This is a genomic window from Mycobacterium sp. WMMD1722, assembly GCF_049315205.1.
In the GTDB taxonomy this organism is placed as follows: Bacteria; Actinomycetota; Actinomycetes; order Mycobacteriales; family Mycobacteriaceae; genus Mycobacterium.
Genome location: NZ_CP186056.1, coordinates 2,185,114 through 2,210,037, shown reverse-complemented (window position 1 = coordinate 2,210,037; position 24,924 = coordinate 2,185,114). Strand labels below are relative to the sequence as shown.

Below are 24,924 nucleotides of genomic sequence, written 5' to 3'. Positions count from 1 at the left end.
CCCCGTCGGTGTAGCCGGAACGATCGGAGCAGCTTTGAGGCGAATCGCCACGTTCGACGCCGAGCAGGCGCTGCCCCCGCGACGGGTGGTGCCGGTTCGGTCCGAAGACGGGGTGCGGTTGCACACCGAGGTCTTCGGACCGGAGGGCGGCGCACCGATCGTGCTGGCACACGGCATCACCTGCGCGTTGCGGGTATGGGCGAATCAGATCGCCGACCTGGCCCGCGATCACCGGGTCATCGCCTTCGACCACCGTGGCCACGGACGCAGCGGGGTGCCGCCCCGCCGCACCGGCTACAGCCTCGATCTGCTCGCCGCCGACCTCGACGCGGTGTTGGCCGCGACCATCGGCGAGGACGAACGGGCCGTGATCGCGGGTCATTCGATGGGCGGCATCGCCATCACGTCGTGGGCCCGGAGATACCCCGCGCAAGTGGCCCAGCGGGCGGCGGCGGTGGCGCTGATCAACACCACCACCGGAGACCTGCTGCGCGACGTACGGTTCCTGCCGGTGCCGCAGCGGTTGGCGGCCACCCGGGTGCTGGCTGCCGGAACCATGCTCAAACGCTTCGGCGCGACCCCGCTGCCCGCCGCGGCGCACCGCGCGAACCGGCGTTTCATCTCCGCTCTGGCGGTCGGCCGCACCGCCGACCCCGCCGTTGCGCGATTCGTCTACGAACTGTTCGCGGGCACGCCCCCTGCGGGCCGCGGCGGCTGGGCCGCGGTGCTCGTCGACAACCTCGGCCCCAACCACATCGGGTTGGAACACCTCACGGTGCCCACCCTGGTCATCGGCAGCACGCAGGACCGGCTGCTGCCCATCACCTCGTCGCGCCGGATCGCCGAACTGGTGCCCCGACTCGAATCGTTCCTCGAGCTGCCGGGCGGTCACTGCGCCATCCTCGAGCGGCCGCGCGAGGTGAATCAGGCCCTGCGTGCGCTCGCCGACTCGGCGTTCGGGTCGCAGCGCGCCACCTCCTAGGCCCGCGACGCCAGCAGGCGGTCCGCCTCCGCCGCCGCCCGCCGCCCCGAGCGCACCGCGCCGTCGAGGAAGCCGGTCCACTGGTCGGCGGTTTCGGTGCCGGCCCAGAAGATGCCGTCCGCCGGTGCGCGCAGCGTTGCGCCGTAGGTCGTCCACGCGCCGGGCGGGACCGCTGCCGTCGGGCCACCTGGGGCGAATTCGTCTGTGCCCCAGCAATGGTCGAGATAATCGATGGGTTCGGCAGCCGCCGCACCGAACAGCGCGGAGAAACCGGTCAGCGCCTGTTCGCGTCGCTGTTCGGGCGTCAGCACGTCGAAGGTCGCCGCATCGGTGAAGCCCAGCAGGATGCCCGGACCCGCGTCGGACGGGCTGACGTCGAAGGTGATGAACACCGGGCCCACGTCGGACAGCGCCTCACCCGAACAGCCGCCGTCGCGCCAGAACGGGGTGCGGTAGGCGGCGTAGGCCTTGCTCAGCCGGCCCTGCGGCCAATGCCGGGCGAGCTCGGTGTGGCCGCTGGGCAGCGGCGGGGTGAAGGTGATGCCGAGCCGGTGGGCAGGCGCGACCGCGACGACGACCGCGCGCACGGTGGTGCAGCCGGCGGAGCCGTCGACGCACAGCCGGCCGTCGTCGAGGCGCTCAATGCGGTGCACCGGGGCATCGATCAGCACGCGCCCGTCGAGTTGCTCGGCCATCCGCTGCGCGATCTGCTGGGTGCCGGCGGGGAAACGGTCCTGCTGGGCACCGCCCTGGACGTCGAGCATGCGTCCGATTCCCCCGGCGGCCTTGACGTAGCGCACCGCATGCAGCATCGACACCACATCGGGTTCACACCCCCAGGTCACCCGCGACATGATCGCCATCAGATCGCGCGTCGAGGCGCCGGCGTGCACCGACCGCAGCCACGCGTCCAGCGTGAGCTCGTCGAGCCGGTGGGCCGTCGGCGCAGTCCACGGGTCGGCCACCGGCACCTGTCTGCACAGCCGTTCGAATCGCCACTGGATGCGGGAGACGTCGAGGAGCTCCAGGATGGACAGGCGCGGGATGGTGCTGCGGTAGGACCGGACGCGGCCACGCCAGCGGATGAGGTTCTTGCCGCTGCTGTGGGTCCGCACGGTTCGGCAGCCCAGCTCGGTGGCCAGCGCGTTGACCGCGTCCTGCGTCGGGCCCACGAAGGTGGCCCCGAGATCCACCGGCACGCCGGCGACCTCCCCGGTGTACGAGCGGCCACCGACCCGTGCGCGGCCTTCGAAGACCACCACGTCACGGCCGAGCCGGTGCAGTTCGCGGGCCGCCGTCAAACCGGCGAAACCGGCGCCGACCACCGCGACCTCGGCTTCGGCTGGTGCACTCACCCCACCAGAGTCTCACGTCCTCCGTTCGCGGGGAATCGCTCGGTGAGATCGCGACCGCGGCCCCCCGTGGCGTCCTAAGGTGGGTGGTACCGGACGGGACCAACGGAGGAATCGATCGATGAGCAGCGAGGCGAGCCAGCATCCCGGTGAATACGTTGACGTGCTGATCATCGGGGCGGGGATATCCGGACTCGGCGCGGCGTACCGCATTCGCGAGAAGAACCCGCAGCTGAGCTACACCGTGCTGGAGCGCAGATCCCGCATCGGCGGCACCTGGGATCTGTTCCGGTATCCGGGGATCCGCTCCGACAGCGACATCTTCACGCTGAGCTTTCCGTACGAGCCGTGGACGCGTCCGGAGAACGTCGCCGACGGCGCCGACATCCGCGCGTATCTGACCGACATGGCCGGCAAGTACGGCATCGACGCGCACATCCGCTTCGACACGCGCGTCATCTCGGCGGATTGGGACTCGACCACCGACACGTGGACGGTACGGGCGGTGGTCTCGGGTCCCGACGGCGAGCAGGAGAAGCTCTACCGCGGTCGGTTCCTGTTCTGCGGGACGGGCTACTACGACTACGACGAGCCGTACACGCCGGAGTTCCCCGGAATCGAGCAGTTCGGTGGGGAGGTGGTGCATCCGCAGTTCTGGCCGGAGTCGCTGGACTATACAGGCAAGCGGGTGGTGGTCATCGGCAGCGGCGCCACCGCCATCAGCCTGATCCCCGCGCTCGCCAAGCAGGCGGCGCACGTGACGATGCTGCAGCGCTCGCCGACCTACATGATGTCGATGGCGCGCTTCGATCCGATGGTCACGTTCCTTCGCAAAGTGTTGCCGCGCAGGCTCTCCCACACCGTGGTGCGATTCCGTAACGCCATGGTCCACGTCCTGACCTACGCCATGTTCCGCAAGGCGCCGCGATTCGGGCGGTGGCTGATCCGCAATCGCACGGTGGCTGCGCTGCCGCCGGGCTACGACGTGGACGTCCACTTCAAACCGCGCTACAACCCATGGGACCAGCGGATGTGCCTGGTGCTCGACGGCGACCTGTTCGAGCACATCTCCGACGGCCGGGCCGAGGTGGTCACCGACCACATCGACCACGTCGACCCGTCGGGCATCGTGCTGCAGTCGGGGCGGCATCTGGACGCGGACGTGATCGTCACCGCGACCGGGCTGCAGCTGCAGGCGTTGGGCGGCATCCGCATCGCCATCGACGGCGACGAGATCAAACCGACCGATCGTTTTGTCTACAAGGAGTATCTGCTCGAGGACGTGCCGAACATGGCCTGGTGCATCGGGTACACCAATGCCTCGTGGACGCTGCGCGCCGATATGACCGCCCGGGCGGTGGCCAATCTGCTGGCGTTCATGAACGAGCACGGCTACACCCACGCTTATCCGCATGTCGGTCAGGCGTCAATGCAGGAGAAGCCGGCGTGGGACCTGGCGGCGGGCTACGTCCAGCGTGCACCCCACGCGCTGCCGCGTTCGGGCACTCGGCGGCCCTGGCATGTGCGGCACAATTACGTGTTGGACGCGATCGACCACCGCTTCGACCGGATCGAGGAGTCGATGGTGTTCGGTCGAGTGCCCGCGCAGCAGACGCAGCCCGCCTGACCGCATCGAGACGGAGGGAAACCCAAGACCGCGATCTGGCGGCGTGTCCGAGAGTCCCGGCATAGGTTCTCTCCGCGCGGTGTCAGCTTGTGTTGACGCGCCGGCGAGAGGTGGTTGTCCGGGAGTCCGAGTTGTCGGTGGGCCCGGCAATACTTCCGATGAACGGCGTCAAGCCGTGTTGACGCGCGGGGGAGCAGACATGGTGGAGGAAGTCCAGCAGCCGTGGTGGGCGACCGATCCCAATTTGGCGGAGATCCTGAAGCGGTCCCGTGAGGAGTTCGAGGCCGAACTCGAAGCGCGGGCGCCCCGCTCGCAACCCGAAGACGCTGCGGAGCGCGACGTCCCGGATCCCGTGCTCAACGACATCTGGTCGGGAACCAGTAAGCGCGAACTCGCCGCCGCCCGCGACGATCTCGCCAGCATCCTCGGTGTGTCACGCCAAACGCTGCACCGCCGGTTCGCTAAGGGGCGAGCGTGAGCCAGTCGGTGAAGCCGGACGGGTAGTGGCGGCCCAGCGCGCCGTGTTCGAACAGTCCCCAGCCTTCGACCGTGCGACCATCGACGTCGCAGGTGGCTCGACCGACGTGGTCGATGACGCCGAACATCGCCCGTCCCGACACCGACGGATCGGTCAGGTCGTAATCCAGGCGCTCGGTGAACTTCTCGCCCTTCCACAGCCCGTGGGTCCAGTCGCTGTCTCCGCCGTAGCCGCCACCGATGTGGATCGGCACCGGGAGCTTGGACTCGACATCGAAGCGCAGCGGGGTCCCGTCCGCCGCGGTGGCCTCGATCGTGGCGCCGTACGGGATTCGGGTGCCGGAGGTGTAGTGGATCTTCACCCGTGGCCAGCCCAGCTGTTCGACGCGTCCATCCCGCCACACCCGGGTGCAGTCGTTGAGCGAGCGGAACCCGCTGGGGTCCTCCTGCATGATGAGGACGATCGCGAAGTCTTCGAAGGCCATCGGCACGTAGAGCCACCACATCCCCTCGAACGGCGGGTCCGCGGGCCGGCCGGCCGGCTCCGCCTCACCGATCGGACGGATGCCCCACGAGCGGTCGCGGGACCCGATCCACGTCTGCGGATCGACCGCGATCTCCTGCCCATCGATCGCGATACGGCCGCTCCAGGAACCCAGTTGGGCGAATCGCTGCGCGTCGAGTGTCACCCGGTTGCCGGTGCGCATGATGTGCGGCTGTTCCTGCACGACGTCGAACAGACCCTCCCAGGTGAGGTCGACGGCGACCCCCTCGGTCTCGTCCATCACGATGCGGAGCCGGTGCAGTGGTTCCTGCACTTCGACGCGATAGTCACCGACACGCTGCTTGAGCCGGTCCTGATCGATGCCGTCGCACAGATGCACCGCGGTATGGGTGTCGCCCAGCAGACCCTTCTCGCCGTCGCCGCGTCGCGACACCAGCACGAAGGCGTCCTTGACCCCCAGGTTGGGGTAGTAGCCGATACCGGTGATCAGGAAGATGTCCCCGCTGCGGTCGTGGGCGTTGAAATACGAACGGTCGTAGAAGTTGCGGTCCGAGGAGCCCGGCCAGGCGATGGGTTGCGGGACCTGGTGTACCGGGAATTCGTCCATGGGGCCGAGCATCAGGTGCTTCCTCCGATCAGACGGCGCAGGAGAGCACCGTGGTAGAACAGCGATTCCACATCGGTCGGTGGTTCGATCTCGCCGAACCGGACGCGTCGCGCACTGGTGCGCATGAACACGCAGGCCCAGATGACCCCCGAGTACACGTAAAACCAGTGCAGATCGCCCAGCTGGATACCGGTGCGCTCCGCATAGGCCGCGCGGACGTCCTGCTCGCGCATGAACTCCGGCATGCCCGCCATGCCCGCCAGTGCGGTCAGCTCCTGGAAGACCATGTGCGCGAAGATCGTCCACGCGGCATCCATCTCCCGCGGGCCGAGCGTGGCCATCTCCCAGTCCAGCACGGCCACCGGCCGGAAGTCGCGGTAGAGCACGTTACCCACGCGGGCATCGCCCCACACCAGGACGGGATCGGCGGCGGCGGCCTCCGCCGGCCAGTGTGCGTCCAGCCACGCCAGCGCCTCCTCGATCAGCGTCGAGCGGCCGATGTCGGGGACGGCGAATTCGTACCAGTTCCTGAGCCAGTTCAAGTTTCGCCGTAGCGCGTTGTCGTCGGACCCGTCGTCGAGGAAGGTGAACCTGTCCGTGGGTCGGGCAATGGAGTGCAGCTGCGCCAGGACGTCGACGGTGTGGTCCTGCAGTGCCCGCTGCTGCTCGGGCGAGGCGTCGAAGAGCCAGTTGCCGCCGAAGGTGTAGGGCATGACGTCGGGTGGTACGACACCGTCGACGTGATCCATCAGAAAGAACGGCGTGCCCAGCACGTCGCCGCTGTCCTCGAGCCAGCGCACCGTCGGCACCGGTACCTCGGTCAGCTCGCCGACCAGTCGGATCACGTCGAACTGATGGTCCATGCGGTACTCGGAGAAGACGGGGACATCCTCGGACCGCGGCGCCACCCGGACCACGAACTTCTCGTCGATCTCGTCGTGTCGCACGGTGAGGACGATGGTCTCCGAACTCATCCCGTTCGCGTCGATTCCGCTTTCGACCAGAACTTCGGGGTCGGCGCCGCCGGGGAGACGAGTGCCCAGCCAGCGGGACATGATCCCGGGCAGGGTGGTGACGTCTCGGCTGGCGCGTTGCAAGCGGCCGACGTCTTCGACAGCCGGTTCCTGTGCCATGCGATCATCCTTCGGCCGCAATTACGATACGGTGAGTAGCGATATGAAATCAGACCCGTCACCCGTTGACAAGGCCCCGGCCGCGGGACGGCCCCGCGATCCGCGTATCGACGCTGCCATACTGCGGGCCGCGGCGGATCTGCTTGTGGAAATCGGCTATTCGAATCTGACCATGGCCGCTGTCGCGCAACGGGCGGGCACCACGAAGACCGCCCTCTACCGCCGCTGGTCGAGCAAGGCCGAACTCGTCCACGAGGCCGCGTTCCCGGCCGCCCCGACGGCCCTGTCCGCACCGGCGGGCGACATCTCCGCCGATGTGCGGGCGATGATCGCTGCGACGCGTGACGTGTTCACCAGCCCGGTGGTCCGGGCGGCGTTGCCCGGTCTGCTCGCCGATATGGCCGATGACGCGGACCTGAACATTCGGGTGATGGAGCGCTTCACCGGCGTGTTCGCCGCGGTGCGGACCCGGCTCGCCGACGCGGTGACCCGCGGTGAGGTGCACTCCGACGTCGATCCGGATCGGCTGATCGAGGTCATCGGTGGCGCCACGATGTTGCGGATGCTGCTGTGGCCCGGGCTCCCGCTCGACGACGGGTGGGTGGACCAGACCAGTGCCATCGTCGCCCGCGGGGTGGGGGCCTGACCCGCCGCGTCGGACGAATGCGGCACGCCCAAAGCAACTGGGACGCTTGTCCTGACAGAACTCTGGCGAGGCGGTAAATTGCGTTCGGAGTGCGGCAGTGGTGGCCGGACGTCGGACCCTCATCGGTTCCTGTCGGGTGCCGTCTCTTTGATGCCGATCGAAGGGATGCAGAGTTGATGCTGCCGTGCAATACCGGAATCTCCCCTCTTCTCTTCTGAGGCAACAAATCTGATCGGACACGGCGGGACCGTTCGTACCCGCGGTGCAATTGGCGATGGCTGAACACGAGAAGAAAGTGGTTGGAAGACATGAAGATGCGATTGTGGGCCGGTTCCGTGCTCGCCGGATCGGCGATCGCCACCGGTGCCTGCCTCTACTGCGCGGCGTCGGCGCATGCCGCGCCGGGCGAGGATGGCGGCGGTGTGACCTCGGCGAGCACCTCGGCGAGCAGTGTGCAGCGCGACAGCGCGCCGGCGCGCTCCTCCTCGGCCGGCGACCGGCCAGCCGGGGTCACCGCACGCCACGCCGCGCAGGCCTCGCCGGTCGAACGCCCCGGCCGCCGGTCCGCAGCGGTTTCCGTCTCCGCCGACCCCGATCGCGATGAGGTGGCGCGCCCGTCACGACCGTCGGACGCCAGAACCGCACTGCGTGGGGGTGTCTCGATGCGCCAGGACGCTCCGTCGTCCGGAGACGACGACGCGCACCCACCGTCACACGCTGCCGCGACGGTGGCCGCCCGGAGCACTGATTCGCCGGACGATCGGGCCGAGACCGCAGCCGAGACGGAAGCCGAGATGATGCCCGCCGACCCGGTGGGCCTGGCGTTGCAGCAATTGTCCGAGGCGCAGAATCTGCTGTTCAGACAGACCTGGGGCCGGGGTGATGTCTTCGCCGGGGTGGCTTCGGTGGCGCCGCAGGTGCTGATCGCCCAGGCTCAGTGGTCGCTGAACCATTGGCGCACCACCAACAGCCAACACCAATCGCTATACGCCGACACCGAGGGCGTCCCTATTGCGCATGACCTGGCGGGTTTGGCGCTGGGACTGAACAATTCGCTGCCCTCGGTGGCGCAGGACGCCATCGAACAGGCGGCCGCGCTGGTCCCCGGTCTGCGGCAATTCGGCGCCGGCGAAGAGCTGTCCGAGGTGGTGGACCTGCTCGGGGATGCTCGTCGCAACGGGCTGGTCTATTCGGCCATCCCGGTTCAGCTCAACACCAACGGCAATTCGGTGGCGACCGAGCCCACCATCTACATTTCCGTCAACGGCGGCGGGCGGGTGCCGGTGCTCGTCGACACCGGTTCCTTCGGCCTCATCATCGATCCGCGGTACGTCGGCCCCGAGGGTCTCGGCGAGCCGATCGATTCCGGTACGAGCGGATACGGTGGCGGAGGCTTCACCTACGACTACGACGTTTACGTGACCACCGTCGACTTCGGTGACGGCATCGTGTCCGCACCGACGCCGGTCGGAATCGTCAGCACACGGTCCGTCGACGGTTTCGCCGACTACAACAAGAACGGCGGATATGTCGGGATTCTGGGGATCGGACCGGATGCGGGTGGCCCGCTGAAGACGTCGCCGGTCAACGCGCTGCCCGGACTGCTCGGCCGTGGTCTGTTCCTGGACGAGGAGAACGAACTCCTCGTCCTCGGCGCCAACCCGTTGCCGGAGCGCGCCTCGGTCCAGGGAACGCGTCCCGACCTCCTGCTCAGGGTCGGCGGTCTGCCCGCGGAGGTTACTCCCTCGGTCATCGATTCGGGCGGCATCCTGGGCAACTTCCCGGAGAGCCTGGACGCGGTGGACGGCCTGGAAAACCTCCCCGCGGGTACCGAGATCTCGGTCTACACCGAAGACGGTGAGACCCTGCTCTACACCTACCGGACCACGGAGGTCAACACCCCCAATCTCGATCCGCCGAGCGACGACGGTGCGTTCAACACGGGCTTCACGCCGTTCGCCCTCGGCCCGGTCTACATCGATTTCACCTCTCTCTACAGTCGAACCGTCTTCGACTATCCCCGCGTGGGGTCCGGTTCACGCGATCTCGACGAGGACGTACCGGTCCCCGCCATCACCCGGTGGTAACCGGCACGCCGCGAACGCGCTGAGCAAGAATCCGTCAAGGATCTCTGCAGAGCAGCGGCGCATCGTTGTCCTCAGCGGGCCCGTGGCGCTCCGGTCCACCACCCGGAGTCGTCACGGGCCCGCCCCGCGTAGGGTCGCCGGGTGTGTGAAACCACGGCGGCGCGACCGGTATTGCTGCGGGCCGACGATGTCGGCTTCGTTCGTGGCGGCCGGCATCTGCTGGCCCACATCTCGGTCGTCATCGACGCCGGAGAAGGCTGGGTGTTCCTCGGGCCCAACGGAGCCGGTAAGAGCACACTGCTCAGCCTCTTCGGCGCGGTCGCCCATCCGAGCTCGGGGACCGTCGACGTCCTGGGGCGCCGATTGGGACGCGTCGACATGCGGGAATTGCGCACGCACATCGGTCATGTGAACCCGCGCCATCGGGTCGACACCCCGTTGACTGCCCGTGAGGTCACCCTCACGGGGCTGACCAACACCCCCGATTTCGTACCGCGATGGGCCCCGACTGCCGCACAGGTCGAGCGCGCCGACGACCTGCTGGCGTCGCTGGGCCTCGCCGACCGGGGCGGCTCACTGTGGCAGGTGCTTTCGCAGGGGGAGCGGGGACGCACCCTGATCGCCCGTGCCCTGATCGGCGAGCCGAAGTTGCTGATCCTCGACGAACCGGCCACCGGACTGGATCTCGCCGCGCGCGAGCAACTCCTCGCCGCCATCGACGGGCTGCGTGCAGCCGACCCGGATCTGGCCTCAGTCCTGGTCACCCACCACATCGAGGAGATCCCGGCGAGCACCACCCATGCACTGTTGCTCCGCGACGGCCGGGTGCTCGCCCAGGGTGCCGCGCCGGACGTGCTGACCTCCGAGGCCATCAGCGCGTGCTTCGACCACCCCATCACGATCGCCATGAACAACGGCCGCTGGTTCGCCCAGGCCGACGGGCGAGCGGGCTGAGCCGTTACGCGAATGGCCTGCATCCGCGGCGGTATTCCATGGCGAGATGAGGTCAGCGCAGGAACTGGTCGGCGCTGTCGGCCAGGTCGAGCAGGGGCTGCGGCAGCGCGCCGAGAGCCAACGTCACCGCGGCGGTGACGGTGATCGCCGCGGTGGTCAATCCGCTGGGCACCACCACGGCCGGCGCATCCGGCGGCTCTTCGGTGAAGAACATCAGGACGATCACGCGCACGTAGAAATAGGCGGCGATCGCGCTGGCGAGTACGCCGACGACCACCAGCGGGATCGCCCCGCCCTCACCGGCCGCTTTGAACACCGCGAACTTGCTGACGAATCCACTGGTCAGCGGAATTCCCGCGAATGCCAGCAGGAACAGCGCGAACACCGCGCCGACGAGCGGATACCGCCGGCCCAGCCCGGCCCATTGCGCCAGCCCCTTCGCCTCGTCACCGTTCGCGTCGCGGACCAGACCGACGACGGCGAACGCACCGACGGTGCTGAAACCGTAGGCAAACAGATAGAACAGCGTCGAGGACAGTCCGGGCCGGTTCTCGGCGATGACGCCGGTGAGAATGAAACCCGAATGTGCGACAGCCGAATACGCCAGCATCCGTTTCACGTCGCTCTGGGTGACGGCGGTGACGGTGCCGACCACCATGGTCGCGATCGCCACCACCCACAGCACCGGACGCCAGTCGGCCCGCAGCTCGGGCAGCGCGACGTAGCAGATCCGCAGTATCGCTCCGAATGCGGCGATCTTGGTGGCCGCGGCCATGAACGCCGTCACCGGCGTGGGCGCGCCCTGGTAGACGTCGGGGATCCACGCGTGGAACGGCACCGCCCCGACCTTGAACAGCACACCGACGAGCACCAGGGCGGCCCCGATCAATGCCAGCGACGTCTTGCCGGAGCCGTCGGCGACCGCGGCGGCGATCCCGCGCAGATCCAACGTGCCCGCATAGCCGTAAAGCATCGCGGCGCCGTAGAGGAAGAACGCCGAGGAGAACGCGCCGAGCAGGAAGTACTTCAGCGCCGCCTCCTGCGAGAGCAGTCGCCGCCTGCGGGCGAGCCCACACAACAGATACAGCGGCAGCGACAGCACCTCGAGGGCGATGAACATCGTCAGCAGATCGTCGGACGCGGGGAACAGCAACATCCCGCCGACGGCGAACATCGTCAACGGGAAGATCTCCGTCTGCATGACGGCCGCCCTGGTGGCCTGCAATTCGGCGACACTGCCCGCGACCGCCGAGCCTTGCGGGGTGAAGGCGTCCAATCCCTTTGCTCCGGCGATCGTCTCGCCGCCGGAAGCGAGCTGCCGCTCGGCCATCAGCAGGATGCCCAGCACTGCCACCACCAGGACGGTGCCCTGGAGAAACAGCGCGGGCAGGTCGATGGCGACCGATCCGCCGACCGCCGACCGCCCCGGCCCACCGGCCAGGTCGCGGGCCACCAGGACCACCGCGACCAGCGCGGTGAGCGACGCGGCGAGCGCGAGGGTGACCTGGGCGGCGTAGCGGCTGCGGCGCGGGGCGAACGCCTCGATCAGCACGCCCAGCACGGCTGCACCCAGGACGATCAGCATCGGGGAGAGCAGACCGTATTCGACCGACGGAGTGGGGGTCATCGGACTGCTCCCTCCGCGGTGGGTGTCGGATCCTGCTGATCGATCGTGGTCAGCGTGTGACCGACGGCCGGATCGATCACATCGAGCACCGGTTTGGGATAGACGCCGAGGAAGAGCAGCAGTGCGATCAACGGCGTGACGACCACGAGCTCGCGCGGCACCAGATCACGCATCCGGCCGGGGCCGTCGGCCAGGTCGTCGGGCACCGGTCCGGTCATCACCCGCTGGTACAGCCACAGCACGTAGATCGCCGACAGCACCAGGGCGGTGGTCGCGATCACGGCGAGCAGCGGATACCGGGTGAAGGTGCCGATGAGCACGAGGAACTCGCTGACGAACGGCGCCAGGCCGGGCAGCGACAGGGTCGCCAGCCCGGCGACGAGGAAGGTGCCCGCCAGCACCGGGGCGACCTTCTGCACCCCGCCGTACGCGGCGATGAGCCGAGAACCCCGGCGCGACACCAGAAAACCGGCGATGAGGAACAGCGCCGCGGTCGAGATGCCGTGGTTCACCATGTACAGCGTGGACCCGGTCTGGCCCTGGCTGGTCATCACGAAGATGCCCAGGATGATGAATCCGAAGTGCGAGATCGAGGTGTAGGCGATGAGCCGCATGACGTCGGTCTGACCGATCGCCACCACCGCGCCGTACACGATCCCGACGACCGCGAGCACGATGACGACGGGACGGAACAGCGTTGCGGCGTCGGGGAACAGCTGTAGGCAGTAGCGCAGCATCCCGAACGTGCCGACCTTGTCCATCACCGCCATCATCAGCACTGCGCTGGCCGGGGTCGCCTCGACCGCGGCGTCGGGCAACCATCGGTGCAGCGGCCACAGCGGCGCCTTGACTGCGAAGGCGAACATGAATCCCAGGAACATCAGGTTCAGCACCGCGGGGTCGACCACGAAGCCACCGGTCGAGACCGCGGCCACGATCGCGCGGAAGTCGAAGGTCCCGGCGGCGAATGCATCGCTGCCCGCCGTCGTCACGTACAGGCCGATGACGGCGGCGAGCATGACCAGGCCACCGATGAGGTTGTAGAGCAGGAATTTCACCGCCGCCTTCGAGCGCTCCGGCGCCGAACCTGATCCGAAGCCGCCGATCAGGAAGTACATCGGGATCAGCATGGCCTCGAAGAAGACGTAGAACAGCAGCACGTCGAGGGCCACCAGAGACATGAAGACCATGCCCTCGACGACGAGGGTCAGCGCGAGATACGTGTGCACCGACCGGCCGGTCGCGCGGTCGGCGTCATTCCAGCCGGCGATGATCAGCAGCGGAACGAGCACCGCGGTCAGCACCACCAGAGCCAGCGCGATACCGTCGACGCCGAGGATGTAGCCGGTGCCGAAAGACGGTATCCAGCGGCGTGATTCGACGAACTGATACTGCTCGCCGGCAGGATCGAAACCGACGGCGACCACGGCGGTGACGGCCAGCGCCAGCAGCGCCACCACCAGCGCCGTCCACTTCGCCAGCACGCGGCGCGTGGCAGGAAGCAGCATCACCAGCCCCGCACCCACCAGCGGAGCAGCCCACAGCACACTGAGCCACGGCACCGACGTCACCACAGATTCACCGCCAGGATCACCGCGACGACCAGCGTCGCGCCGCCGAGCATGGACAACGCGTAGTTACGCGCAAAGCCGGTCTGCCACCCGCGCAATCGGTTCGACATTCCGGCGACGGCGGCGGCGAGCCCGGTCGCGGCACCGTCGACGGCGGTGTCGTCGACGCGCACCGTCCACGCCGTCAACGCCTGCCCGGGCCGCATGAACACCCGCTCGTTGAGGGCGTCGCCGTAGAGGTCGCGGCGGGCGGCCACCGTGACGGCTGAACCCGCGGGTACCTCGGTGGGCACCTCGCGCCGCGCGTACATCCGGTAGGCGACACCGACGCCGACCGCGACGACCGCGAGGATCACCGCGGTGGCGACGACCACCGGGACTGCATGGGCGGCTTCCTCATGGACCCCGACGACGGGCTCCAGCCAGTGCGACAGCGTGCCGTTGATCGCCAGCAGCCCACCGGAGAACACCGAGCCGACGGCCAGCAGGATCATCGGCACGGTCATCACCGCCGGTGCCTCGTGGGGATGGGCGGTCGGCTCCCAGCGCTTGTCCCCGAAGAACGTCATCAGCATGACGCGGGTCATGTAGAAGGCGGTGAGCCCGGCCCCGAGAATCGCTGCCCCGCCGAGGATCCAGCCGGTGAAACCACCGGCGTTCAGCGCGGCCTCGATGATGCCGTCCTTGGAGAAGAAGCCGGCCAGCGGCGGCACCCCGATGATCGCCAGATAGCCGAGACCGAAGGTGGCGAACGTGACGGGCAGGGCCTTGCGCAGCCCGCCGTAGCGACGCATGTCGACCTCGTCGTTCATGGCGTGCATCACCGACCCCGCGCCGAGGAACAGCCCGGCCTTGAAGAATCCATGGGTCAGCAGATGCATGATGGCGAAGGCGTAACCGGCGGGGCCCAATCCGGCGGCGAGCACCATGTAACCGATCTGACTCATGGTCGAGGCGGCGAGTGCCTTCTTGATGTCGTCCTTCGCGCAGCCGATGATCGCCCCGAACAGCAGGGTGACGGTGCCGACAACCACGACACCGAGCCTGGCGTTCGGCGCCAGATCGAACAGCGGGCCGGACCGCACGATCAGGTACACCCCGGCGGTGACCATCGTGGCGGCATGGATGAGCGCCGACACCGGTGTGGGACCCTCCATGGCGTCCCCGAGCCACGACTGCAGAGGCACCTGAGCGGATTTGCCGCAGGCGCCGAGGAGCAGCAGCAGACCGATCGCGGTCAGTGTGCCCTCGCCCAATTGTGGCGCGGCGCCGAACACCCCGGCGAACGACACCGATCCGACGGTGGCGAACATGACCATCAGCGCGATCGCCAGCCCCATGTCGCCGACCCGGTTTACCACGAAGGCCTTCTTGGCGGCGGTCGCGGCCGACGGCTTGTGGGACCAGAAGCCGATCAGCAGATACGACGCCAGGCCGACACCCTCCCACCCGACATACAGCCCGAGATAGTTGTCGGCCAGGACCAGCAGCAGCATCGCCGCCAGGAAGAGGTTGAGGTAGGCGAAGAAGCGTCGCCGACCGGCGTCCTCTTTCATGTATCCGATCGAGTAGATGTGGATCAGGGATCCGACCCCGGTGATGAGCAGCGCGAAGCACACCGACAGCTGGTCGAGCTGCAGCCCGAAGTCGACCTGCAACTCGGCCACCGGGACCCAGGAGAACAGCGTCTCGTGCACGGCGCGCTCTTCGGCGGACCGACCGAGCATCCCGGCGAACAGCACTGCGGCCACCGCGAAAGATCCGAGCGCACAGGCGGTTCCGAGCAGATGGCCCCAGCGGTCCGATCGCCGGCCTGCCAGCAGCAGGATCACCGCGCCCAACAGGGGGAGCGCGATCAGCGGCCATACAGCGCTCATCAGTGCTGTCTCTTCTTCGCGCAAGCGCTCATCAGTGCTGTCTCTTCTTCGCGCAAGCGCTCATCAGTGCCTCAGGAGGCTGGCGTCGTCGACCGAGGCCGAGCGGCGGGTCCGGTAGATGGTCATGATGATGGCCAGGCCGACCACCACCTCGCAGGCGGCCACCACCATGGTGAAGAACGCGACGACCTGACCGTCGAGGTGGCCGTGCATGCGGGAGAACGCGACGAACGCGAGGTTGGCCGCGTTGAGCATCAGTTCGACGCACATGAACATCACGATGGCGTTGCGCCGTAACAGGACTCCGGAAGCGCCGATGGTGAACAGCAGCGCCGACAGGTACAGGTAGTTGTCGGGGTTCACCGGTCTGCGTTCCTGCCGTCTGTCGAGCCGGGGATGTCCCGCGCCTGCAGGATGCCGCTCACCGACAGCGGTGAGGCGCTGCCGTCGGGCAGACGGGCAGGAACGTCGACGGCGTTGTGCCGTGCGTAGACACCGGGATTGGGCATCGGGGTGGGGTGGCCGCCTTCGGCGAAGCGCTCGATCGCCAGCTCGCGCTGTGTTTTCCGGCGGTCGAACCGTTCGCGGTGGGCCAGCACCATCGCGCCCAGCGCCGCGGTGATCAGCAGGGCACCGGTCAGCTCGAACGCCCAGAGGTAGCGGGTGAACAACAGTGCGGCCAGGGCCTCGACATTGCCGGAGCCGTTGGACTCGGCCAAGGAGCTTGCGGATTGGCCCGACGGCTCCGGTAGCCCGCGGAACCCGGCCACGGAGACGTTGCCGATGCCGGCGATCAACAGGACCCCCAGCCCGATGCCGGCGGCGATAGCGGCGGGCCGTTGACCGTGCAGTGTCTCGGTGAGTGCTTCGGAGAGGTCGACCCCGATGAGCATGAGCACGAACAGGAACAGCATCATCACCGCGCCGGTGTAGACGACGACCTGCACCACGCCGAGGAACAGCGCCTCCTGGGCGATGTAGAGCACTGCCAGCGCAATCATCGTCGAGGCCAGGAACACCGCGGAGTACACCGCTTTCGGGGCGGCGACGACACCGACGGCGCCGAGCAGGGCGATCGCGCCGAGGATCCAGAACACCACCGCCTCCGACGTGGAGGTGCGTGCACCCTCGGCGGCGAGGATCGCCATGTCCGGATTCACGGTGCGTCCTGGGCGATCGGGGTGATGCGGCCGAGGTAGTAGTCGTCGTCGGTGCTGCCGGGGGCCATCGGATGCGGGGGCGCCGCCATCCCCTCGCGCAGGGGGGCGAGCAGTTTGTCCTTGCCCCAGATGAGATCGGCGCGATTGTCGTCGGCCATCTCGTAGTCGTTGGTCATGGTCAGCGCCCGGGTGGGACAGGCCTCGATGCACAGTCCGCAGCCGATACAGCGCAGATAGTTGATCTGGTAGACGCGGCCGTAGCGCTCACCGGGGGAGTAGCGCTCACCCTCGGCGTTGTCGGCCCCCTCGACGTAGATCGCATCGGCCGGACAGGCCCACGCACACAGCTCACAGCCGATGCACTTCTCGAGTCCGTCGGCGTACCGGTTGAGTTGGTGGCGACCGTGATAGCGCGGCGCCACCGGGCCCGGCTTCTCCGGATACTCCTCGGTGATGGGCTTCTTGAACATCGTGCCGAAGGTGACGGCGAATCCGGCCAGCGCGTCCCACAGCTTAGGCATCGGTGGTCTCCCTGGGCTTTGTCGTGGTGGTGCGCTCCGGCAGCGGGGGCACCGGGAAGGACGCTGCCGCCGCCGGGGCACCGGGGAGGAAGCGGTCGGCGCGGAAGCGCAGGCTGCGCCACAGGACGGCGGCGAGTGCCAGCGCGATCAGCGTTCCGGCGATCACCATGGCGGTGGCCCACCCGTCGGCGCCGTGGGCGCGCAGGCTGTGCGCGGTCGCGACGATCATGATCCAGGCCAGCGATACCGGGATGAGGACCTTCCAGCCGATGGCCATGAACTGGTCGTAGCGCAGGCGTGGCAGCGTGCCTCGCAGCCAGATGTAGAGGAACAGGAACGCCCACACCTTGCCGGTGAACCACAGCAGCGGCCACCAGCCGGTGTTGGCGCCGTCCCACAGGCTGATCGGCCACGGCGCATGCCACCCGCCGAGGAACATGGTGGTGGCCAGGGCCGAGACCGTGGTCATGTTGACGTATTCGGCGAGCATGAACATCGCGAATTTCAGCGATGAGTACTCGGTGTGGAATCCGCCGACGAGTTCACCCTCGGCCTCGGGCAGGTCGAAGGGCGCCCGGTTGGTCTCGCCCACCATCGAGGTGACATAGATCAGGAACGACGGCAGCAGGAGGAACACGAACCAGGTCTGGTTCTGTGCGGCAACGATTCCCGACGTCGACATCGTGCCGGCGTACAGGAACACCGTGGCGAACGACAGCGCCATCGCGATCTCGTAGGACACCACCTGGGCGCTCGATCGCAGACCACCCAGCAGTGGATAGGTCGAGCCCGAGGCCCAGCCGGCGAGCACGATGCCGTAGACGCCGATCGAGGTGACCGCGAGGATGTAGAGCACCGCAACGGCCAGGTCGGTCAATTGCAGCGCGGTCCGGTGACCGAACACCGACACCGCACCACCCATCGGGATCACGGCGAAGGCCAGGAACGCCGGAATCACCGCGATGACCGGTGCCAGCAGATAGATCGGGCGGTCCACCCCGGCCGGCTGGATGCCCTCCTTGAGGGCGAGCTTGATGCCGTCGGCGAGGGACTGCAGCAGCCCCTTGGGCCCGACGCGGTTCGGACCAAACCGCATCTGCATGCGGCCCAGCACTTTTCGTTCGATGAGGATCGCGGCGAGGACCGTCAGCAGCAGGAAGACGAACACCGCGACGGCCTTGGCCAACATCAACCACCACGGGTCGTGGCCGAACAGGGTGGGGTCCGGATGAGTCACGGGGCGCCTCGCCGGATGGACACGGTGGCGCCCGCGGTCACGTTGAGCTGCCGGTGTACCTGCGAACCGGGCGTATTGAGGGGCAGCCAGACGACCCGGTCGGGCATCTCGGTGATCAGCAGCGGTGCGGTGATCTCCCCGCGGTCGGTCGACACGGTCACCGGATCGCCTTCCTCGACGCCGATCTCGAGTGCGGTGGCCGCTGACAACCGGGCCACCGCCGGCTTCGCGGTCCCCGCGAGGTGCGGTTCGCCGTCCTGGAGCCGGCCCGCGTCGAGCAGCAGGCGCCACCCGGTCAGCACTGCCTGACCCGGTTGCGGTGCCTGCGACGGTGCCGCCTCGACGGCCGGCTCGGTACGCGGACCGTTCCACATCCCCAGGCGGGCGAGTTCGTCGCCGGCGGCCTGCGCGGTGGGCAGTGCGAGGTCGACCCCCATCTCGTCGGCCAGGAAGTTCAGCACCCGCAGGTCGGGAATCGCGTTGCTCTGCAATGCCGGTGCGAACCGCCGCAGCCGGCCCTCCCAATCCAGGAATGCGCCGGCCTTCTCGGCGACCGGGGCGACGGGGAACACCACGTCCGCCGCGGCTGTCACCGCACTCTGGCGGATCTCGAGGCTGACGACGAACGGGACGGCGTCCAGGGCGGCGAGCGTGGCGTCGGGATCGGGCAGATCGAAGATCTCCACGCCGCCGAGCACCAGTGCTTTCAGCTCGCCGCTGCGGGCCGCCTCGACGATGGCGGCGGTATCCCGGCCCGCGGTGGTGGGCAGCTCGCCGGTGTGCCACGCCGCGGCGGTGTGCATCCGGGCGGCGGCGTCGGCGACGGGACGGCCGCCGGGAAGCAGGGTGGGCAGGGCGCCGGCCTCGACCGCGCCGCGTTCGCCCGCCCGGCGTGGGATCCAGGCCAACCGGGCGCCCGTGGCGGCGGACAGCCGGGCCGCGGCGGTCAAGGCGCCGGGTGCGGCCGCCAAGCGTTCGCCGACGAGGATCACCGCACCGGGAGCGTTCAGCAGCTCGTCGTCGGCGAGCCCGGTGAGGGCGGCGGCCTCCTCGCCGGGGGCGGCGGCCACCAGTCGCCCGCCGAGTTTGGTCAGTCCGCGATCGGCGAACGGCGCGATCGAGAGGAGCTGTACCCCGTTCCTGCGGACCGCTTTACGCAGCCGCAGGAACACGATGGGCGATTCCTCTTCCGGTTCCAAGCCGGCCAGCAGGACCGCCGGCGCGGCTTCCAGATCGGCGTAGGTCACCATCATGGGGCGCCCGGCCACGTACGTGCCGAGGAAGTCGGTCTCCTCGGCGCTGTGGGCGCGTACCCGGAAGTCGACGTCGTTGGTGTCGAGCACCAGCCGGGCGAATTTCGCGTAGGCGTAAGCGTCTTCGACGGTCGCGCGGCCGCCGACGACGACCCCGGCGCGGCGGTCCGCGGCGGCCAGACCGGCGGCGGCCACGGCCAGCGCCTCCGACCACGAGGCCGGCCGCAGCGTGCCGTCCTCGTCGCGGACGTGCGGAGTGGTGATCCGGTCGCCGACGGAGGTGTAGGTGAATGCCCACCGGCCCTTGTCGCAGTTCCACTCCTCGTTGACCTGAGGGTCGTCGCCGGCCAGGCGGCGCAACACCTTTCCCCGCCGATGATCGGTGCGCTGGGCGCAGCCCGACGCGCAGTGTTCACACACGCTGGGGCTGGACACCAGGTCGAAGGGCCGGGCGCGGAACCGGTATGCCGTGCCGGTCAGCGCGCCGACCGGGCAGATCTGCACGGTGTTGCCCGAGAAATAGGACTGGAAGGGTTCGCCGGGGGCGATCCCGACCTGTTGCAGGGCGCCGCGTTCGAGCAGTTCGATGAACGGATCGCCGGCGATCTGCTGGGAGAAGCGGGTGCAGCGGGCACACAGCACACAGCGTTCCCGGTCGAGCAGCACCTGGGCGCTGATGTTGATCGGTTTGGGAAACGTGCGCTTGACGTCGGTGAAGCGGGTCTCGGCGCGGCCGTTGGACATCGCCTGGTTCTGCAACGGACATTCACCGCCCTTGTCGCAGACCGGGCAGTCCAGCGGATGATTGATCAGCAGCAGCTCCATCACGCCGCGCTGGGCCTTGTCCGCCGCCTCGGAGGTGAACTGCGTCCGCACCACCATGTCCGGACTCACCGTCGTCGTGCAGGACGCCATCGGTTTGCGCTGACCCTCCACCTCCACCAGACACTGACGGCAGGCTCCGACCGGATCGAGCAGCGGGTGATCGCAGAACCGGGGGATCTGGATGCCCATCAGCTCGGCCGCCCGGATCACCAGCGTGCCCTTCGGGACGCTGACGGGGGAACCGTCGATGGTCAGATCGACCATCTCCACCGGCGTCGTGTCGTGCGCGGGATCGATCAGCGTCATCAGACCCCCACTTCCAGTCCGGCCATCACCGTCGAGGCATGCGGGTCGAAGGGGCACCCGCCGCGCAGATGTTCGAGGTACTCGTCGCGGAAGTACCTGATCGAGGAGATGATCGGGCTGGCCGCACCATCGCCCAACGCGCAGAACGACTTCCCCAGGATGGTGTCGGAGATGTCGAGCAGTTTGTCGACGTCGGCCTCGGTCGCCTCGCCGCCTTCCAGCCGGGCGTAGATCTGCGCCAGCCAGTAGGTGCCCTCCCGACAGGGGGTGCACTTGCCGCACGACTCGTGGGCGTAGAACTGGGTCCAGCGACGCACCGCGCGCACCACGCAGGTGGTGTCGTCGAAGATCTGCAGCGCCTTGGTGCCCAGCATCGACCCGGCCGACGCCATCCCCTCGTAATCGAGGGGGACGTCGAGGTGTTCGGCGGTCAGCAGCGGCGTCGAGGACCCGCCCGGTGTCCAGAATTTCAGGCTGTGGCCCGCGCGGACACCGCCGGCGTAGTCGAGGAGTTCGCGCAGGGTGATGCCCAGCGGCGCCTCGTACTGGCCGGGCCGGGTGACGTGTCCGGACAGCGAGTACAGCGTGAAGCCCGGCGACTTCTCCGAACCCATCGAACGGAACCAGTCCACGCCGTTGAGCAGCACCGGGGGAACGCTGGCGATGGACTCCACGTTGTTGACCACCGTCGGGCACGCATACAGACCGGCCACCGCGGGGAACGGCGGGCGCAGTCGAGGCTGGCCGCGCCTACCCTCCAGTGAATCCAGCAGCGCGGTCTCCTCGCCGCAGATGTAGGCGCCCGCTCCGGCGTGCACGATCAGATCCAGATCGAAGCCCGAGCCCAGGATGTCGGTGCCGAGATAGCCGGCGTCGTAGGCTTCCGCGACGGCGGCCTGCAACCGGCGCAGCACCGGCACCACCTCACCGCGCACGTAGATGAACGCGTGCTGGGCCCGGATCGCGTAGGCGGCGATGATCACCCCTTCGACGAGAAAGTGCGGTGTCGTCAGAAGCAGCGGAATGTCCTTGCACGTACCGGGTTCCGACTCGTCGGCGTTCACGACGAGGTAATGCGGTTTGGCGCCGGGCCCGTCGTCGCCTTGCGGGATGAACGACCACTTCGTTCCGGTCGGGAAGCCGGCGCCCCCGCGTCCCCGTAGACCGGACTCCTTGACGGTCGCGATGACGTCGTCGGGGCCCATCGCCAGCGCCCGCTCGAGCGCGCGGTATCCGTCGTGGCGCAGGTAGGTCTGCAACGACCACGGCTCGGGGTCGTCCCAGAACCGGCTCAGCACGGGTGTCAGTGCGGTCACGGGGCCGGCTCCTTCCCGTCGGTCGGTTCGGCCGGCACCGACGCCTCCGGCGCCGGTGCCGGCTCGTCGCGGGTGGAGTCGGCCGATTCCGCTGCAGCCGAGGCATTGTCGGGGATGTTGCCGTGCTGTGCCTCGGGCGCCGGGGCGGACATCGCGTGCTCCTGGGCGAAGCGCAACCCGGTCAGGGTGGCGTCGCCGACGCGGTCCGTGCCGGAGGTCGCCCGCGGATCCGCCAGCCCTGCCAGGGTTCTCGCGGTGTCCCGGAATCCCGTCAGCGGCGCACCACGCGTGGGTTCCGGCGGGGTACCGGCGCGCAGTGCGTCGACCAGGTCGCGGGCCGAACCGGGTGTCTGGTTGTCGAAGAACTCCCAGTTCACCATGATCACCGGCGCGTAGTCGCAGGCCGCGTTGCACTCGATGTGCTCGAGGGTCACCTTCCCGTCCTCGGTGGTGCCGCCTGCCCGCATCCCCAGATGGCCCTCCAGGGTCTCGAGGATGGCATCGCCGCCCAGCACCGCGCACAGGGTGTTCGTGCAGACGCCGACCAGGTAGTCGCCGGTCGGGGTGCGGCGGTACATCGAGTAGAACGTCGCCACCGCGCTGACCTCGGCGGCGGTGAGCCCCAGCCGATCTGCGCAGAACGCGATGCCGGCCGCGGTGAGGCAGCCGTCCTCGGACTGCACGAGGTGCAGCAGCGGCAGCAGCGCCGACCGCGGATGCGGATAACGGGCGATGATGCGTTCGGCGTCGCCGGCCAGCCGCGAGGACACCTCAGCCGGGTAGGCCGCCGGCCCACCGATGGGCGGACCGGCCTCGTCCGGACGTTGCCCGAGGCTCACGAAGACCGGTGTGCCCGGCGGGTTGCGGGTGTCGGTCACTAGCGGTCCACCCCGCCCATGACGGGATCGATGGAGGCGACCGCGGAGATGGCGTCGGCCACCATCCCGCCTTCGCACATGGCCGCCACCGCCTGCAGATTGGTGAACGACGGATCCCGGTAGTGCACGCGATACGGCCGGGTCCCACCATCGGAGACCATGTGCACACCGAGTTCACCGCGGGGGGACTCGACCGCCACGTAGACCTGGCCGGCCGGCACCCGGATTCCCTCGGTGACCAGCTTGAAGTGGTGGATCAGGCCTTCCATGGACTGACCCATGATGCGCGCGATGTGCCGGGGGGAGTTGCCCAGCCCGTCGGGTCCGAGCTCGAGATCGGCCGGCCAGGCCAACTTCCGGTCCTCGATCATGACCGGGCCCGGACGGAGGCGATCGAGGCACTGTTCGACGATCTTGAGCGACTCGCGCATCTCCTTGACCCGGATCAGATACCGGCCGTAGGCGTCGCAGCCGTCGTCGGTGATGACGTCGAACTCGTAATCCTCGTAGCCGCAATAGGGTTGCGCGCGCCTCAAATCGTGGGGCAGCCCGGTGGAGCGCAACACCGGGCCGGTGATGCCCAGCGCCATACACCCGGCCAGGTCGAGATATCCGACCCCTTGCGTACGCGCCTTCCAGATGTAGTTCTCGTTGAGCAGGTCCTCGAGATCGCGCAGACGTGTGGGCAGCAGGTCGAGCAGTTCGCGGATGCGCGGCACAGCGTCGTCGGGCAGGTCGGCGGCGAGCCCGCCGGGGCGGATATAGGCATGGTTCATCCGCAGTCCGGTGATCAATTCGAACACCGACAGGATCTGTTCCCGTTCGCGGAAGCCGTAGAACATGGCGCTCATGGCGCCGAGTTCCATGCCGCCGGTCGCCAGCGCCACCAGATGCGACGAGATCCGGTTGAGCTCCATCAGCATGACGCGGATGACGTTGGCGCGCGCGGGAACAGCGTCGGTCACGTCGAGCAGCTGCTCGACACCGAGGCAGTACACGGTCTCGTTGAAGAAGGGGGACAGATAGTCCATCCGGGTGACGAACGTGACGCCCTGAGTCCAGTTGCGGTATTCGAGGTTCTTCTCGATACCGGTGTGCAGATAACCGATGCCGCAACGTGCTTCGGTGATCGTCTCACCTTCGATCTCGAGGATCAGTCGCAGCACCCCGTGGGTGGAGGGGTGCTGGGGTCCCATGTTGACGACGATGCGTTCACCCGCCTGGGCCTGTTCGGCGGCGGCCACCACCTGATCCCAGTCCTCACCGCCGACCACCACCACGGTTTCGCGGGCGTCGCTCATCAGCTGTACGACCTCCGCTCGCTGGGTGGGGGAATCTGCGCCCCGTGGTACTCGACGGGAATGCCGCCGAGCGGATAGTCCTTGCGTTGCGGATGTCCGACCCAGTCGTCGGGCATCTCGATACGGGTGAGGGCGGGGTGACCGTCGAACACGATGCCGAAGAAGTCGTAGGTCTCGCGTTCGTGCCAGTCGGTGGTCGGATACACGGTGAACAGTGACGGGATATGCGAATCGGAATCGGGCGCGGCCACTTCCAGCTGGATCCGGCGGTTGTGGGTGATCGACATCAGTGGATAGACCGCGTGTAGTTCACGGCCGGTGTCCTCGGGATAGTGGACTCCGCTGACACCCAGGCAGAGTTCGAATCGCAGTGCGGGCTCGTCGCGCAGGGTGCGTGCCACCTCCGGCAGACGGTCGCGGTGCACCTCGAGGGTCAGTTGGCCGCGATGGACCACGACGCGTTCGACGGAGGCATCGTAGGCCTGCTCGCCGAGCGCCGCGGCGAGCGCGTCGACCACCTCGTCGAAATAGCCGCCGTACGGGCGGGCGGAGCTGCCCGGCAAGGCGACCGGCTTGACCAGTCGCCCGTATCCCGACGTGTCACCCGACCCGCGGGCGCCGAACATCCCGCGGCGCACGCCGATCACCTCGCCGCCGTCGTCGACCGGCGGGTTCGCCATGT

General features: G+C 68.4%; 21 protein-coding genes. 6 read left to right on the top strand and 15 right to left on the bottom strand.

Annotation, left to right across the window (positions count from 1 at the left end):
* Positions 1-34: 34 nt before the first annotated feature.
* Entirely contained in the window at positions 35-982 is a 948-nt protein-coding gene (locus ACN27E_RS10495) for an alpha/beta fold hydrolase (RefSeq protein ID WP_422748832.1), read from the top strand.
* Here ACN27E_RS10495 and ACN27E_RS10490 read toward each other — a convergent pair.
* Entirely contained in the window at positions 979-2,337 is a 1,359-nt protein-coding gene (locus tag ACN27E_RS10490) for a flavin monoamine oxidase family protein (protein ID WP_422748830.1), read from the bottom strand. The two genes, ACN27E_RS10495 and ACN27E_RS10490, sit on opposite strands and share 4 nt — an antisense overlap.
* 118 nt (positions 2,338-2,455) lie before the next feature.
* Here ACN27E_RS10490 and ACN27E_RS10485 point away from each other — a divergent pair, with 118 nt between their 5' ends.
* Entirely contained in the window at positions 2,456-3,961 is a 1,506-nt protein-coding gene (locus ACN27E_RS10485) for a flavin-containing monooxygenase (protein ID WP_422748828.1), read from the top strand.
* A 199-nt stretch (positions 3,962-4,160) separates the two neighbouring features.
* Positions 4,161-4,439 carry a hypothetical protein gene (locus ACN27E_RS10480; RefSeq protein ID WP_422748826.1) on the top strand — a complete coding sequence of 93 codons (279 nt, stop codon included), beginning with the start codon at positions 4,161-4,163 and terminating at the stop codon, positions 4,437-4,439.
* Here the strand turns inward: ACN27E_RS10480 and ACN27E_RS10475 are convergent.
* The gene (locus ACN27E_RS10475; RefSeq protein WP_422748824.1) at positions 4,423-5,562 is read right to left on the bottom strand and encodes a hypothetical protein; all 1,140 of its coding nucleotides are present in this window, start codon (positions 5,560-5,562) and stop codon (positions 4,423-4,425) included. The genes ACN27E_RS10480 and ACN27E_RS10475 overlap by 17 nt on opposite strands.
* Positions 5,562-6,683, bottom strand: coding sequence for a phosphotransferase family protein (locus ACN27E_RS10470; protein ID WP_422748822.1), 1,122 nt, complete (start codon positions 6,681-6,683; stop codon positions 5,562-5,564). Before ACN27E_RS10470 ends, ACN27E_RS10475 begins: the two co-directional genes overlap by 1 nt.
* Positions 6,684-6,726: 43 nt before the next feature.
* On the opposite strand from ACN27E_RS10470, the gene ACN27E_RS10465 reads away from it, so the two are divergent.
* From ACN27E_RS10465 to ACN27E_RS10455, 3 genes are all read left to right on the top strand, one after another.
* The gene (locus tag ACN27E_RS10465; RefSeq protein ID WP_422748821.1) at positions 6,727-7,329 is read left to right on the top strand and encodes a TetR/AcrR family transcriptional regulator; all 603 of its coding nucleotides are present in this window, start codon (positions 6,727-6,729) and stop codon (positions 7,327-7,329) included.
* Positions 7,330-7,637: 308 nt separating this feature from the next.
* Complete coding sequence (locus ACN27E_RS10460) at positions 7,638-9,416, top strand: PecA family PE domain-processing aspartic protease (RefSeq protein WP_422748819.1); 1,779 nt, start codon at positions 7,638-7,640, stop codon at positions 9,414-9,416.
* A 141-nt stretch (positions 9,417-9,557) separates the two neighbouring features.
* Positions 9,558-10,370 carry an ABC transporter ATP-binding protein gene (locus ACN27E_RS10455; RefSeq protein WP_422748817.1) on the top strand — a complete coding sequence of 271 codons (813 nt, stop codon included), beginning with the start codon at positions 9,558-9,560 and terminating at the stop codon, positions 10,368-10,370.
* Positions 10,371-10,422: 52 nt separating this feature from the next.
* On the opposite strand, the gene nuoN is transcribed toward ACN27E_RS10455, so the two are convergent.
* The 12 genes from nuoN to ACN27E_RS10395 all read right to left on the bottom strand — a co-directional run bounded on the left by nuoN (position 10,423) and on the right by ACN27E_RS10395 (position 24,922).
* The gene (gene nuoN, locus ACN27E_RS10450) at positions 10,423-11,997 is read right to left on the bottom strand and encodes an NADH-quinone oxidoreductase subunit NuoN (RefSeq protein WP_422748815.1); all 1,575 of its coding nucleotides are present in this window, start codon (positions 11,995-11,997) and stop codon (positions 10,423-10,425) included.
* The gene (locus tag ACN27E_RS10445) at positions 11,994-13,571 is read right to left on the bottom strand and encodes an NADH-quinone oxidoreductase subunit M (RefSeq protein ID WP_422748813.1); all 1,578 of its coding nucleotides are present in this window, start codon (positions 13,569-13,571) and stop codon (positions 11,994-11,996) included. Before ACN27E_RS10445 ends, nuoN begins: the two co-directional genes overlap by 4 nt.
* Positions 13,565-15,445 carry an NADH-quinone oxidoreductase subunit L gene (nuoL, locus tag ACN27E_RS10440; protein ID WP_422748811.1) on the bottom strand — a complete coding sequence of 627 codons (1,881 nt, stop codon included), beginning with the start codon at positions 15,443-15,445 and terminating at the stop codon, positions 13,565-13,567. The genes ACN27E_RS10445 and nuoL overlap by 7 nt, the downstream gene beginning before the upstream one ends.
* A gap of 63 nt (positions 15,446-15,508) precedes the next feature.
* Positions 15,509-15,808, bottom strand: a complete 300-nt coding sequence (gene nuoK, locus ACN27E_RS10435) for an NADH-quinone oxidoreductase subunit NuoK (protein ID WP_422748809.1) — start codon at positions 15,806-15,808, stop codon at positions 15,509-15,511.
* Entirely contained in the window at positions 15,805-16,593 is a 789-nt protein-coding gene (locus ACN27E_RS10430; RefSeq protein ID WP_422749793.1) for an NADH-quinone oxidoreductase subunit J, read from the bottom strand. Before ACN27E_RS10430 ends, nuoK begins: the two co-directional genes overlap by 4 nt.
* Before the next feature lie 8 nt (positions 16,594-16,601).
* Complete coding sequence (nuoI, locus tag ACN27E_RS10425; RefSeq protein ID WP_422748807.1) at positions 16,602-17,126, bottom strand: NADH-quinone oxidoreductase subunit NuoI; 525 nt, start codon at positions 17,124-17,126, stop codon at positions 16,602-16,604.
* Positions 17,119-18,363, bottom strand: coding sequence for an NADH-quinone oxidoreductase subunit NuoH (gene nuoH, locus ACN27E_RS10420; protein ID WP_422748805.1), 1,245 nt, complete (start codon positions 18,361-18,363; stop codon positions 17,119-17,121). Before nuoH ends, nuoI begins: the two co-directional genes overlap by 8 nt.
* Complete coding sequence (locus tag ACN27E_RS10415) at positions 18,360-20,747, bottom strand: NADH-quinone oxidoreductase subunit G (RefSeq protein WP_422748803.1); 2,388 nt, start codon at positions 20,745-20,747, stop codon at positions 18,360-18,362. Before ACN27E_RS10415 ends, nuoH begins: the two co-directional genes overlap by 4 nt.
* The gene (gene nuoF, locus ACN27E_RS10410) at positions 20,747-22,063 is read right to left on the bottom strand and encodes an NADH-quinone oxidoreductase subunit NuoF (protein ID WP_422748801.1); all 1,317 of its coding nucleotides are present in this window, start codon (positions 22,061-22,063) and stop codon (positions 20,747-20,749) included. The genes ACN27E_RS10415 and nuoF overlap by 1 nt, the downstream gene beginning before the upstream one ends.
* Positions 22,060-22,941: an NADH-quinone oxidoreductase subunit NuoE gene (gene nuoE, locus ACN27E_RS10405; protein WP_422748800.1), complete on the bottom strand. Its 882-nt coding sequence runs from the start codon at positions 22,939-22,941 to the stop codon at positions 22,060-22,062. Before nuoE ends, nuoF begins: the two co-directional genes overlap by 4 nt.
* Positions 22,941-24,242: an NADH dehydrogenase (quinone) subunit D gene (gene nuoD, locus ACN27E_RS10400; protein ID WP_422748799.1), complete on the bottom strand. Its 1,302-nt coding sequence runs from the start codon at positions 24,240-24,242 to the stop codon at positions 22,941-22,943. The genes nuoE and nuoD overlap by 1 nt, the downstream gene beginning before the upstream one ends.
* A complete protein-coding gene (locus tag ACN27E_RS10395; protein WP_422749792.1) occupies positions 24,242-24,922 on the bottom strand; it encodes an NADH-quinone oxidoreductase subunit C in 681 nt (226 codons plus the stop codon). The genes nuoD and ACN27E_RS10395 overlap by 1 nt, the downstream gene beginning before the upstream one ends.
* Positions 24,923-24,924 lie beyond the last annotated feature (2 nt).

Coding starts and splice junctions, on each gene's coding strand:
- ACN27E_RS10485 (WP_422748828.1), top strand. CDS start 2,456: ATGAGCAGCGAGGCGAGCCAGCATCCCGGTGAATACGTTGACGTGCTG.
- ACN27E_RS10480 (WP_422748826.1), top strand. CDS start 4,161: ATGGTGGAGGAAGTCCAGCAGCCGTGGTGGGCGACCGATCCCAATTTG.
- ACN27E_RS10475 (WP_422748824.1), bottom strand. CDS start 5,562: ATGCTCGGCCCCATGGACGAATTCCCGGTACACCAGGTCCCGCAACCC.
- ACN27E_RS10470 (WP_422748822.1), bottom strand. CDS start 6,683: ATGGCACAGGAACCGGCTGTCGAAGACGTCGGCCGCTTGCAACGCGCC.
- ACN27E_RS10465 (WP_422748821.1), top strand. CDS start 6,727: ATGAAATCAGACCCGTCACCCGTTGACAAGGCCCCGGCCGCGGGACGG.
- ACN27E_RS10460 (WP_422748819.1), top strand. CDS start 7,638: ATGAAGATGCGATTGTGGGCCGGTTCCGTGCTCGCCGGATCGGCGATC.
- nuoN (WP_422748815.1), bottom strand. CDS start 11,997: ATGACCCCCACTCCGTCGGTCGAATACGGTCTGCTCTCCCCGATGCTG.
- nuoL (WP_422748811.1), bottom strand. CDS start 15,445: ATGAGCGCTGTATGGCCGCTGATCGCGCTCCCCCTGTTGGGCGCGGTG.
- ACN27E_RS10430 (WP_422749793.1), bottom strand. CDS start 16,593: ATGGCGATCCTCGCCGCCGAGGGTGCACGCACCTCCACGTCGGAGGCG.
- nuoI (WP_422748807.1), bottom strand. CDS start 17,126: ATGCCTAAGCTGTGGGACGCGCTGGCCGGATTCGCCGTCACCTTCGGC.
- ACN27E_RS10415 (WP_422748803.1), bottom strand. CDS start 20,747: ATGACGCTGATCGATCCCGCGCACGACACGACGCCGGTGGAGATGGTC.
- nuoD (WP_422748799.1), bottom strand. CDS start 24,242: ATGAGCGACGCCCGCGAAACCGTGGTGGTGGTCGGCGGTGAGGACTGG.
- ACN27E_RS10395 (WP_422749792.1), bottom strand. CDS start 24,922: ATGGCGAACCCGCCGGTCGACGACGGCGGCGAGGTGATCGGCGTGCGC.